Raw genomic sequence first — 12,050 nt, 5'->3', positions numbered from 1 at the left:
CACGGGAAATCAGAGCTTTAAAAAACGAGGTTTTCATAAAATAATGCTTTCTGAAATAAGTGACTCACCAAAAAACCTCAAAAATTCCACGTTATTTGGGTTGACAGAATCTTATTTCAACAGCGTGAACAGCATTAGGTTGTTAACCTAATGCTGTTTTTTACCGTTTGTGGTAATTTTTTAGAATTTGTACTCATAGTTAATTTTTTTACTTTATCATTTTTATTGGAAATCACCCAAATTATATAATACTGTCACACCTCAATCTTCTGGCTCAAAGTTTTGTATTACATTTCCTATCTCATCAAAATGAATCTTTTGAACATCATTATATACACGACGTTCTGTACGAACTAAGTCATAGTTATCATCCAAGATTGGGAATATATATACCGGTGATAATGTTAATTCCGCACCATATGAAGTTTTTACGAAGTCCATTTGTAAATGTCCGTAATGTAAACCACCATCAATTAAGTGTTTTACTCCATTTTCATTAGTTGCCCAAAATTCCGGCTCATCTTGAATGGCACTCCACTCCGAGTAAGTATTATAGTTTTGCGGCACAAGTTTACCATTTTCATCTTTCATCACCTTTTCTCCACGTAAACCGTCAGCAGCTACACCAACGTCATAAGAGTGGAAACCTTTGCCATCTCCGTCCAAATCTACCCAGCTACGTTCAAACATTTCATCATGTCCAGAAATAACAGAAGCTACACCATATTTTTCAAACATAGGTGAATAGACACGCATTGCCACACCAGATTGATTGTCTGCTAGTTCATGATTTGGCGGAGCCCCATGAACACCACTTGAATAAGCGGAATGGTGAAATTGCACTAGAATGATTTGCCCTTTTTCACGTGCATCTTTTAATTGTTCTTCTGCCCACTTGTATTGCTCAGTACCTGGATTAAAGTTTGGTAAGTCTGAATCCTCGGATGTTGTTCCTTTGAAAATCTCTGTGTAAGCATTATTATAAGATTCAGCTGTAAATTCACCTTGTGTATCTGTCGTAATGTACGGATCACCGTCCACACCTTGTCCTGCCCATACTGATTCGTTTAATACAGAGTCATCTTCACTGTATTTTGTACCTGTAAAAGTCTTTGTTTTAGTTGATTCATCAGGAATTCCATTAGTTGAATCCAATGTTAATAATGTAATCGGACCAATATCTGTTCGGTAATATGAATCTTTATACTGAGGATTTTCCGCATCACCAGGCGTATCGAAGTACTCATGGTACTTATTACGGGAAATGACTGCAGGTGTACGATCTTCATCACTACCATATCCGCCGTTAATGGCTGCATAAGTTTCCCAGTTTCCTAAAGCAGGTAGTAATGGTGTATGCGTAGCTAAACCTGTATATTCACCTGCAAAGTGTCGCCAAAATTCATCCCAAGCAGGTTGGTATCCTGCACCTTGTGATAAATCACCAGCAATAAGTAACGCATCCGGGTCAGCCGCTTCAATATGAGCTAAGTTTTCATTTAAAGCAGTTTGTTGATCTAGTGGATAACGTACTAAAAACATACCATTGCGTGCTAGATTTCCATACTTTTTATCAAAATCAGACCCTTTACTAGGACGTTCCTCCGAACCTGGAGCATAAGGATTTACTGTAGGCAATTCCCACTCACGATGTTCTAATGCCCCATATGGTTCTGTTTCAGTATCGGAAAAGGCAATTAATGATAATTCATCCCAATTTTCCTGATCCGGAAAAGTTTCGAATTTAGAAGTATGGGTTTCTTTTCCTTGTTTTACTATAATATTGTATTTTGAATCTGGTTCTAACCCATCAATTGTTACAGAATGTTTATAGTTTGAATTTGATTCTAACCATGAGCCTTGTGGAATCGTTTCTACTACGCCATTGCCACTGTTATAAGTTAATTTTTGTTCTAATTCTTTTTGTGTATACTCCATTAATTCCATGTAATGCGGGGTAGAAGTCACCTTTTTGGCCTTTATTCCTGGACCAGTTACTATTACTCTACCAGGTTCATTTACCTCAGATACCCAGCTAATTGTCATAGAAGTACTAGTTGGAGATTGTAAATATGGTAATACACGGAATCCTGTTTCTGGTTCTCGTAAAGTTGATTCTGAATTTTCTTGGACTTCCTTATTTTTTGCGGTTTCTACTGCTGTTACTAGTGGACTAACAGCCATTAATGAAGCAAATGTTGAAAGTGCTAGACTACGTAAAAATAAATTTTTCTTCATGTTGTCTCTCCCTTTTGTTTTATACCTCACAAATTATACCGAGTGAATGTGTGAATAATGTTACTTTAATGTAAAGAAAGATAAATTTGATGTAAATATTAGAGTATCAAAATTACTTCTAGACTGCTTTTCCCCTACGTACTAACTAAAACTATTGTTACAATTTACAAAATGTTTCTATGACAATCAAAATATTGATAGTTTAGTGTTGACATTCCAAAATTACTGGACAATCAACTGTTGTTTTTCACGAAGAACAAGAAGTAACTACAGAAGATAATGAGCATGGTGACGATAAGAATAAAAATAAATCACCTAGGAAAGTTAAGCATTGAATAATTAATCGCAACAAAAGTCGGATGTTCTCTCTATTTAGAAACGAAAAAGGAATATCATCTCAAGTACATTTGTACAGATGACATTCCTTTTAACATGGTCAAATTTAGATAATCTATCGTAGACTTCTTAACGCTTCAGCAAATCGCAAAATTCCCTTTGATATGTCTTTCGGTTCTCCCCGTCCGAAAGTAAATCGGATATACCCCTTTTTCGAACCAAATATACTTCCCGGAACAAATGCGACACCATTCTTAATCGACTCTTCTAGTAATTGATATTCATTAATTGAAGGGTTTACCCTACACCATAGATGGATACCGCCTTGGGGTGAATAAAAGTCAACTTGGTTACAAGTAAATTCTTTTAGACTTGAAGTGATGACGTCCTTTCGAAGTTTCAATTGCGACCGAATCATATCGATATGATTGGTAAAGTGTTCTGATCCTAAAAATTGACTCGCTACCCATTGTGGAAAAACACTATGACCAAAGTCAACCTGCTGTTTCGCGTCAGCTAATCGTTGGATAACTTGCGGGGGACCAATAATCCAGCCAATTCGTAATCCTGAGGCAACGATTTTCGATAAGGAGCTAATATATAGAACATTTCCATTCGTATCCAATGATTTAAGAGTTGGATTAACTTCTCCATTATAGGAGGTCAAACTATATGGATCATCTTCAATGATTGGGATACCAAACTCAGTTGATAACTCCAATATTCTTTTACGTCTTGAAAGATGAAGAATTGAGCCTGTAGGATTTTGATAATCTGGATTTAAAAATACCATCCTGATACGATGCTTCTTATGTAAAGCAATAAGATCATCTGGATTGATTCCATGTTCATCAACTGGTAACAGAAAGGTTCTTATTCCTGCAGACTGAAAGACGGGCAGTGAATAACAATAAGAGGGATCTTCAATCGCAACAGCATCCCCTCGCTTAAGTAAACATTCTACGATAAGGTGAAGTGCCTGCTGAGCACCAGAAGTGATAAGAATAGATGAAGGACTAGTATGTATATTCTTGTACTCTTTCACATGGGTCGAAATCGTATCTCTTAAGACTTCATTCCCTTGTGGATGGTCGTATCCGAGATTCTCCAAAAACGGTTGGTTAGAGAGTATTTGACGAAATTGATCAGTAGGCATCAAATCAGAAGACAATTCACCACTAGCTAAATTAATTAAATCATTCTTTTGAACCTCTGACCGAATTCGTTGTACGAGTGGTAGGTTTGGTAAAAATGATCCATCCTCTACATAACGTCCCCAGTTAGGAATTCGTTTCCGGGATATTCCCCATATGTCTGTACTAACACGCGTTCCACTGCCTTTTTTTCGCTCCACAATTCCAAGAGACTGTAATTCTTCATAGGCAGCAACAATTGTGCTTCGATTGACATCTAATTCTTTTGCTAAATTTCGTTCTGAAGGTAATACGCTGTCAGCAGAGAATTCCCCCGATGAAATCCCGAGTTCAATGTATTCTACAATTTGTTTATATATCGGTGTTTTAGCATTTCGATCAGGTTTCCATACCATTCGCGCTACATCCTAACTATCACTTTATTTTTCATATATTATAGTAAGTACCCTCAATAATGTAAAATTTCCTGACTTATGTAAAAGGAAAAGTCTCTAAAGCGAGACTTCCATCAGTGGGGGTTTTCTTTATCCCCACTGATGGTTAGCGAGACTTACCTTAGCTTTTACGGGCAGTTATCCTCCACCTTCACTTCTTTGATTCACTCAAGCTTAGAGGTGGGGGATTACTGCCCGTTAATGCGGGATACGTTACATCTGTTTTTCTTAAAAAAAATAAAAATAGGCACCCTAAATGGTAGATGCCCATTTTTATTTTAGAGAAATATACACCGCTACTGCAATGATCGCAAGAATAATAACAATTGTATAAATCCACGTTAATCTTGTTAAATTATTTTTCGTTTTTTTCATATAATTCTCATCTTTATCTTTTGCTACAAATATGGTCCCAACTAAAGCCAGTATGGCAAGAATAATAATGATGATGAATGCAAAGGTCATGAACATTACTCCTTTTCAGCAAATGATAAGAAAGATCCTCCAAAGTAATCAATATCAATAAGTTCACTTTAATCAATCAATAATACCCTATAATTGTAAATAAAAAACCATCCAATTACCAAATATACATACCATCCACTTTTAAAAAGGATTCTTCCTTTTTTAAAAAATACTGTTGTTTACTGCCATGACTAATCACAATTGATTCATATTACAAAGGAAGAAGATTGAATGCTATCCTTTTCATTTTACTACTTTATGTATGTCTCTACCTAACCATTTATTCGGTTTCAAATCTGTTTGCTATTTAATCGCAAGTTTTGTTTTTAAAGGAAATAATTAGGCTCGATTAAAAGATATTAGTGAGTTACACGTTAGAAACAACTATCGATAAATATTTTTATTTTATAATAATTATAATTAGATATTTATTTTTATATAATTATTATGATAATATTTCAAGTAGAAACTATGACTAAAAACATGACAATTGATTGATAACAAAGGATGGTGCTAAATTTGAATACTTTTAAAATTAATGATCAAATGAGAATTGAAAAGATTAATGACCACTACTGTCTTGTAAAGGGAATTGAGGAAAGTAAAAAAAGTGTTGAATTATGCTTTTTTAGCTTAGTAGATGCTTTATCTTATTCTAGTGAGCGCAACTATCTTTAATATGCTCGATATCCTGCAAGCGAAAGCGAAGTAAAACGTAACTCGAGCCGATAGGGCCTTGTTCTGGACAATTCTCGAAGCCAAAACTTATAAAGCGAGACTTCCATCAGTGGGGGGTTTCCTTATCCCCCACTGATGGATAGCGAGACTTATCGGGCTTTTACGGGCAGTTATCCCGCACCTTCGCCTCTTTGTGATTCACTCAAGCTTAGAGGTGGGGGTATTACTGCCCGTTAATGCGGGATAAATTCTTATATTATAAAAGAGGCTTTGATTTAATAATCAAAGCCTCTTTTATATACATTTTTTCCCTTTTATAACTTTACCCTTTGTAAAGTAAACGGAGTGCATTTAGAATGACCGACACAGAGCTGAATGTCATAGCTGCACCAGAGCTAACCAAGGAGCAAGTAACCCGATGGCAGCGATTGGAATGCCTAATGTGTTATATGCAAATGCCCAGAACAGATTTTGCTTACTATTCCTCATTGTTTTTCTGCCGCTCCAATTAAGGCTAGGAATTCTACTTCATACTATATCATTTCTCACAATAACATCAGTCAATTCGGGCTTACCACTTGTAACGGTTCCAGTGTTAGCATCGATTCATTGACGGCAGAATTCCCTTCAATTACCTCTCCGTCCACCAGGATTTTTCCACCTGATCTCATCAAGTGGTAGTTCAGTATATTATATAAAAAAAGAAGTGCTTAATAAGCACTCAAGTAATTATTCAACATCATATCCTTGATCATCAATTGCTTCTTTAATTGTTTCAAGTGACACCTTTTCCTTATCAAAGGCTACCTCAACTTTACCAGCATCTAAATGTACCTTCACTTCATTAATCCCTGTTAGTTTTCCTACACTACCTTCAACCGCTTTCACACAATGACCGCAAGACATCCCTTTTACATTCAATGTTACGTTTTCCATATATTTCTCATCCCTTTATTTTTTCATTAGTTTTTGGATTGTAACTAACACTTCATCGATTACTTCTGTGTCTCCCTCATTGAGGCGATCGACTACGCAATTTTTCATATGGCCTTCTAATAAAATTTTACCCACACTATTAAGAGCACTTTGAGTAGCTGAAATTTGTGTGATGACATCATCACAATAGGTATCCTTTTCTATAAGACCCTTTATTCCACGGATTTGACCTTCGATACGGTTTAACCGTGTAGTTAAATTCTTTTTTACGGTATCTGAATGATGACTTTTTCGATTATGAGCAGGGTTCATCTCACACTCCGATTTTATGGATTGGTCATATTCATTCGTTTCATCAATATCCATTTTCTCACCATCCTCAATTACAATATACTATACCCCTCTACCCTATGTAAAGCGATTTAATTTTACCTGTTTCTATTATTCTTTATTCCTGATTTCCTATTCCCTCCTGAATTGCACATAGAACAATAACCAGCTGGAAGATCTACTTCTATTCCAAGTCACACATTATAACATGGTAAATACTTTTCTAAATCTTGAACAAATATCGATTATTAAAACACCAAAAATTACCATTAATTATCTAAGTTAGTGAAACAATGAATTACAAATCTCAAGTTGAAATTAATCTACATTTTAGACTTGTTTTTTTATTTAATTAAGTACCTAAGTTTTATCGTGTACATAAATTAAAGATAGGTAATTAAAGGGCCTATGTAGAAAATGAGCTTAGCTTTACCAAACATTGAACTCCATGAGTTAGCTGCTTTGATCGGTTTAAAGTTAAAAAAATTTGGTTACTTTCTTTATACTACCATTCAAAATAAATTGGATAAATAAGTAAATCAATATAATATAACGCTTATGTTCATGACCAAAATTCATTTAAAATTATACAGCTAAAATAACCGTTCTTTGATAAATCGGGAGATCAACCTTTGGAAATAAAATATAATTATTTGAAAGGTGTGAATGTGAGATGAATTTATTTGAAGCATATATTCGATCTGACTCATTCATTTTAATTCCCGTTTTGTACTGTATTGGAGTATTTTTGCGTCAAACCCCTTTTATTCCTACATGGAGTTATTCTTGGATTAAACTTACTTTTGCCACTATAGCTTGTCTTCTTTATTACGGAATTGAAATTCAATCTGTCGTTCAAGGCATACTTGTTACAGGCGCAGCTGTGATTTTTCGGGATTTAATTCATAATACAATCTTTGAAATAATAGAAAATAAGATGAACAAAAAATAGATTTCCTATTATAAGAAAGTTTGTCGCTCATATATGAAAAGACCAGGTTTAAATCCGGACCTGGTCTTTTCTTTTAAAAAGGATACATAATTTTAATCTGATTGTAACGTTTCACATTTGAGTTAATATTTTTCATAAACATAAGGTGATTTAGGCTGATCGATTTGTTCAATTGATAGAATTTGCACGTACGGTATTTCCCAATCGTTATATTCTGTTTTGCTTAGGTTCCCTTTTACTTTGACCCACTGATCTTCATCATATTTTTTTGCATTAGGAAAGGTCGCAAGTGTTCCGTATACAGAAGCATCCGCAACACAACAAGAAAGTCCAAATCTAGCAACGACAAATTGGTCTTCATTAAAATCTGGTTCACGGTAGACAAACCCTACAAATTCAATTTCTTTTCCCACAAATTTTTCCGGGGATTTATCAAGAATAGTCGTCATTGCAATGTAATTTTCGTCTTCGAGAACAATTTTGTCCATTCGAAGCATTTCTTTTTCGAGAGATTCATAAACGTCTTCAGGTGGAGCTTGAATCTCAAAACCTTCTGGATGCTCAAGTGGTACGTCTGGGCTTGAGTTTGGTGCCCCGCCAGCATTTTCTTGTACCCGTTTCTCTAAATTTTTCATATATTCTTCAGGGTCATTGAGATATGCTTCTGCCAAATCTGTCTCCGCTACTACCTCTTCACCTTGTGTATTATTAAGTCCAGTTTTAAATCCCCTTTTTGCGGCAATTGAGCTGTCCAGCACAACATCATGAAAAACAAAGCCTGTAACAATTGGAAAAATAAAAAATGAATAGATGATCATTGACTGAATCGGTGATTTTTTCTCTGAATGGTCAAAACCGCAAAGGCAAAATAGCTCTGCTTCATTTTTCGAGCCACTTCTCCAAATTTGAACAATTCCGAGCAATAGAAAAACAACAACAGCAAAATAAATAAAGGGCATCATTCTCGGTGCGATAAAATTTAGAATGCTACCAGTGATAATCAATTTAAGCATTAGCATCGTAAAGCCTATTAAGATAATTCCACGTATATAAATATGAAACCGATTATCTTGATTATGTTTATTCAATCAAAACACTCCTTACAATAGGATCTGTTGGTACACTAGAACTGAAACATAGACAACAATTGTGACAACAATGACAAAAGTTACTACAAATTTCGCTTTAAAAAAAGCGAATAACATAAACGTATTTTTTAAATCAATCATCGGTCCATACACAAGAAAAGCGATTAAAGATCCTGCTGAGAATGTACCTCCAAACGACGCTGCAACAAATGCATCGGCTTCGGAACATAATGATAAGATAAAACCAAAGGCCATCATAATTGCTGGTGAAGTGGTTTCATTAGAACCTAACTCCATTAAGATTGATCGATCCAGGAATGTCTGAAATAAACTGGCGATAAGTGCGCCAATGATTAGGTATTTACCCATTTCAAAAAATTCATCACTTGCATGAAACAAAGTTGATTTTATTTTCCCAACATCTTTTAAAGCTTCTTCAGCTTTCATCCGACCGATCAACTCATCCTTTGACCATTTTAATTGATTACGATTTTTAAATAATAGATACATAATTAAGCCCATGACGATAGAAATGACAAAAGCAAGTCCCATTCGAGCATAAACGATTTCAGTCGTGGATTGAAACGCATAATAAGTAGAGGCAAAAACCACTGGATTTAAAATTGGAGCTCCTACAAGTAAAACTACTCCAACATGTAAAGGCATTCCCTTTTTTATCAACCTTCTAACTACCGGTACAATTGCACACTCACAAATTGGAAAAATAGCGCCTAACAAAGCTGCGGGTAGTAGAGCTATTATTGCGTTTTTGGGTAAAAATCGTTTAACAAGTTCTTCCGAAACAAATGTTTGAATAAGAGCTGATACAAATACTCCAAGTAAAATAAATGGAATTGCTTCTAACACAATACTCAAGAATATTGTATTTACATTTAAAAATCTTTTTGGCATTTCAAATGAAAACCCTTGAAAATCCACAAAAAGAAAGAGATAAAAAAACATAGCTATTAAAGCAAGTCCAATAAATTCTTTAACTATCATAGCTGATTTGTTCATCTACTAAACTCCGATCCTATGTGGAAAATCCTGAAACATTTCTTTACTTATGTCTTTTCCAATAAATACAAACATAGGCTTTCGTTCATCATTTATATCCATTGCTGTATAGCGAACAAGCTTGTCTGCAAATTGGACATGGGTAAGGTGTGAATCACCCGTGAATTGGATGAGACCCTTTGCCCGAATAACCTCTTTCGGTAGATTATTCAGCCAGGTTGTTAGGATACGCTTATCTACCATCTGTCCATATTCAATCTTTACCATCTTAATGGTCCCATGGTGTGACCCAAGATGATGGTGAGGATGAGAACTTGTTGATGGAAGTGATTCTATCCGTCCGAAGCGTTTTTTTCGGATTTCTTCAAGATGAATGTCTCCGTATGTAGCTGTCATTACTGGCACTCTATCATTTATTAACGAGTCAACTTTTTTGCGAATTTTCAAGAATTGTTTATCATCAACACAATCGATTTTATTCAGTAAAATAATTGATGAATGACGCACTTGCTCTCTCAATAAAGTTCGAATCTCTTTTGAACTAGAAAAAATACTTAAATAGTCTAAAAAGTGACTAGCGTCTACTATTCCAATAATCGACTCTATTTCAAATACTGCTTCGAGATCTTCAAAAGCAAATACTTCTGCTATTTCAAGTGGATGCGCTACACCTGTTCCCTCTATTAACAAAACGTCGATAGTTTCTTTCTCATGCTGAACAACCAATGCCTTAAGTGTTTCATGTAAATCATCTTGTATCGTACAACAAATACATCCATTTAGAAGTTCAATCAACTGTTGATCTTTAAACAAATGTGTTTCGACATTTACTGTTCCTAGTTCATTCAATATGACTGCCACTTTTTTATTTTCTTGTTTGTATTGTTCAATCATCTTCAACAAAACGGTTGTTTTTCCACTTCCTAAAAAACCATTTAATACATAGACAGCTATTTTTTTCATTATTTTCCTCCTTATGCTCCTGTAAGTAATTCGTAATAATTACGTATTAAGTGATATACCATTGTAATTTTATGCATACCATTACAGACTATTCATTACTTTATTAAACTTTTTTACATAATAGATTCCTAATTCCTTTTACAACTCTTAAACTGATAGCTTGTTTGTAGAGTAACTAGGTTCTGGAAATGATTCACCTATTTGCTGCATTTCACTTTAACAATTTTCGGTTTTTTAACTATTTCCACTCCATTGTATTTAAATTAGAATCATTTCGATTTAAATGATGTTGATGATATATTTTACACAATCTAATTATACATATTAAAACGCAATAATTACTATTTGCAAGGTTTTTTTACTGACATCCTCATTATTTGATTCTCCGGTAAAGATTTGTAGTTGATTTTTGCAAAAAAGGACAAAAAATGAAGCCCCTTTTCTTATACATATACTAGAGACTAATTCTACTCAAAGTAACAGGACATACCATTAATAAGAGAAAGGGGATGCATCGTGAACACAGATCAAGCTTTTAATCTATTAATGGATGCAGGCGTACCTGAAAATAATAGTATTCAAACTGTTAGACGTTGGCTCCGTGAAGGTAAGATTAAATATGATGGTAACAGCAATAGGAAAGCTGAATATATAATTGATGATACTGATTATGTTATTGAACTGTTGAAGGATGCAGGAGTAGCTGATAGTATTGGTATCCAAACCGTTACACATTGGCTCCGTGAAGGTAAGATTAAATACGATGGAACTAGGAATAGGAATACTGGATACATGATTGATGAAACAGTTTCAAAGCTGCTGACAAATAATAGGACTAATCAAAATAAGGATGACATAATACATCAATTAAAATTAAAAATAAAAGCACAAGATGAGCATATAGAAGTTATTGAAGAACTTCATGAAGCCGCATCAAAAATATTAATCCTACAAAGAGATAAATTAAATCAAGAGTTGATATTTCTACAAAATGAGAAAAATAGATTAAAAAATGAAACGATCGATTTATTAAAAGAAAATATTGAATTACGTGATGAGTTGATAAAATTAAAAGACAAACGTTTCACCGAAAACATATGTGGCAATGGCAATTTCCACCCCACTACTGAATCGGAGGATTATCGTCGAAAATTAGGACTTTCAAAAAAGGCGAGTAATAAAGAACTGTTAGCCGGGTATAAAGATTTATTAAAAATAGCTCATCCCGATCGTGGCGGCAACGCAAAAACATTTCAATATATTAAAACTGATTATGATACGTTTAGGAATAGTATCAAAGATTAATTGTTTTTTTCTATTAGCAATATAGAAAATTTTAAAAACAAAACACGATTATTGGACTACTCTTAATCCTCTCAATTTGTCAAGACATATACTTGATTACTGACCAATTACATATAGGTGAGATCTATTAAAAAAGGTATATTTTGTAACGTTT

The 12,050-nt window shown here is 34.3% G+C and carries 12 protein-coding genes; 3 read left to right on the top strand and 9 right to left on the bottom strand.

Annotated features, from left to right (window positions below):
* Positions 1-261: 261 nt before the first annotated feature.
* From K9V48_RS12385 to K9V48_RS12375, 3 genes are all read right to left on the bottom strand, one after another.
* The gene (locus K9V48_RS12385; RefSeq protein ID WP_224139300.1) at positions 262-2,238 is read right to left on the bottom strand and encodes a metallophosphoesterase family protein; all 1,977 of its coding nucleotides are present in this window, start codon (positions 2,236-2,238) and stop codon (positions 262-264) included.
* A 451-nt stretch (positions 2,239-2,689) separates the two neighbouring features.
* Positions 2,690-4,123: a MocR-like pyridoxine biosynthesis transcription factor PdxR gene (pdxR, locus tag K9V48_RS12380; protein ID WP_224139299.1), complete on the bottom strand. Its 1,434-nt coding sequence runs from the start codon at positions 4,121-4,123 to the stop codon at positions 2,690-2,692.
* A 312-nt stretch (positions 4,124-4,435) separates the two neighbouring features.
* A complete protein-coding gene (locus K9V48_RS12375) occupies positions 4,436-4,627 on the bottom strand; it encodes a hypothetical protein (RefSeq protein WP_111615899.1) in 192 nt (63 codons plus the stop codon).
* Positions 4,628-5,146: 519 nt separating this feature from the next.
* On the opposite strand from K9V48_RS12375, the gene K9V48_RS12370 reads away from it, so the two are divergent.
* On the top strand, positions 5,147-5,305 hold the full coding sequence (locus tag K9V48_RS12370; protein WP_224139298.1) for a hypothetical protein: 159 nt from the start codon (positions 5,147-5,149) through the stop codon (positions 5,303-5,305).
* Positions 5,306-5,865: 560 nt separating this feature from the next.
* Here K9V48_RS12370 and K9V48_RS30170 read toward each other — a convergent pair.
* From K9V48_RS30170 to K9V48_RS12360, 3 genes are read right to left on the bottom strand one after another with little or no spacing between them, the layout of a single operon-like run.
* Positions 5,866-5,976: a P-type ATPase actuator domain-containing protein gene (locus K9V48_RS30170; RefSeq protein WP_498043123.1), complete on the bottom strand. Its 111-nt coding sequence runs from the start codon at positions 5,974-5,976 to the stop codon at positions 5,866-5,868.
* A gap of 58 nt (positions 5,977-6,034) precedes the next feature.
* Positions 6,035-6,241 (bottom strand): copper chaperone CopZ, encoded by a 207-nt coding sequence (copZ, locus tag K9V48_RS12365; RefSeq protein ID WP_224139297.1) that lies wholly within the window; start codon positions 6,239-6,241, stop codon positions 6,035-6,037.
* Between the two features lie 15 nt (positions 6,242-6,256).
* Entirely contained in the window at positions 6,257-6,553 is a 297-nt protein-coding gene (locus tag K9V48_RS12360) for a metal-sensitive transcriptional regulator (RefSeq protein WP_224139302.1), read from the bottom strand.
* Positions 6,554-7,244: 691 nt separating this feature from the next.
* Here K9V48_RS12360 and K9V48_RS12355 point away from each other — a divergent pair.
* Positions 7,245-7,523 carry a phage holin family protein gene (locus tag K9V48_RS12355; protein ID WP_224139296.1) on the top strand — a complete coding sequence of 93 codons (279 nt, stop codon included), beginning with the start codon at positions 7,245-7,247 and terminating at the stop codon, positions 7,521-7,523.
* Between the two features lie 122 nt (positions 7,524-7,645).
* Here the strand turns inward: K9V48_RS12355 and K9V48_RS12350 are convergent, their stop codons facing one another.
* Genes K9V48_RS12350 through K9V48_RS12340 form a run of 3 tightly spaced genes read right to left on the bottom strand, consistent with a single transcriptional unit; the run spans position 7,646 to position 10,591 of the window.
* Positions 7,646-8,611 (bottom strand): TIGR03943 family putative permease subunit, encoded by a 966-nt coding sequence (locus K9V48_RS12350; RefSeq protein WP_224139295.1) that lies wholly within the window; start codon positions 8,609-8,611, stop codon positions 7,646-7,648.
* A gap of 12 nt (positions 8,612-8,623) precedes the next feature.
* The gene (locus K9V48_RS12345) at positions 8,624-9,628 is read right to left on the bottom strand and encodes a permease (protein ID WP_224139294.1); all 1,005 of its coding nucleotides are present in this window, start codon (positions 9,626-9,628) and stop codon (positions 8,624-8,626) included.
* A 3-nt stretch (positions 9,629-9,631) separates the two neighbouring features.
* Positions 9,632-10,591 carry a CobW family GTP-binding protein gene (locus K9V48_RS12340; protein ID WP_224139293.1) on the bottom strand — a complete coding sequence of 320 codons (960 nt, stop codon included), beginning with the start codon at positions 10,589-10,591 and terminating at the stop codon, positions 9,632-9,634.
* A gap of 516 nt (positions 10,592-11,107) precedes the next feature.
* On the opposite strand from K9V48_RS12340, the gene K9V48_RS12335 reads away from it, so the two are divergent.
* Positions 11,108-11,896 carry a hypothetical protein gene (locus K9V48_RS12335; RefSeq protein WP_224139292.1) on the top strand — a complete coding sequence of 263 codons (789 nt, stop codon included), beginning with the start codon at positions 11,108-11,110 and terminating at the stop codon, positions 11,894-11,896.
* Positions 11,897-12,050: the final 154 nt, after the last annotated feature.

Source organism: Metabacillus rhizolycopersici (genome assembly GCF_020075705.1).
Note: the sequence above shows the minus strand (reverse complement) of the source record. Positions and strands in the feature narration are given on the sequence as shown.

Excerpts from the sequence above, each read along its gene's own strand:
- K9V48_RS12385 (WP_224139300.1), bottom strand. The coding sequence starts at position 2,238 with ATGAAGAAAAATTTATTTTTACGTAGTCTAGCACTTTCAACATTTGCT.
- pdxR (WP_224139299.1), bottom strand. The coding sequence starts at position 4,123 with ATGGTATGGAAACCTGATCGAAATGCTAAAACACCGATATATAAACAA.
- K9V48_RS12375 (WP_111615899.1), bottom strand. The coding sequence starts at position 4,627 with ATGACCTTTGCATTCATCATCATTATTATTCTTGCCATACTGGCTTTA.
- K9V48_RS30170 (WP_498043123.1), bottom strand. The coding sequence starts at position 5,976 with ATGAGATCAGGTGGAAAAATCCTGGTGGACGGAGAGGTAATTGAAGGG.
- copZ (WP_224139297.1), bottom strand. The coding sequence starts at position 6,241 with ATGGAAAACGTAACATTGAATGTAAAAGGGATGTCTTGCGGTCATTGT.
- K9V48_RS12360 (WP_224139302.1), bottom strand. The coding sequence starts at position 6,553 with ATGAACCCTGCTCATAATCGAAAAAGTCATCATTCAGATACCGTAAAA.
- K9V48_RS12355 (WP_224139296.1), top strand. The coding sequence starts at position 7,245 with ATGAATTTATTTGAAGCATATATTCGATCTGACTCATTCATTTTAATT.
- K9V48_RS12345 (WP_224139294.1), bottom strand. The coding sequence starts at position 9,628 with ATGAACAAATCAGCTATGATAGTTAAAGAATTTATTGGACTTGCTTTA.
- K9V48_RS12340 (WP_224139293.1), bottom strand. The coding sequence starts at position 10,591 with ATGAAAAAAATAGCTGTCTATGTATTAAATGGTTTTTTAGGAAGTGGA.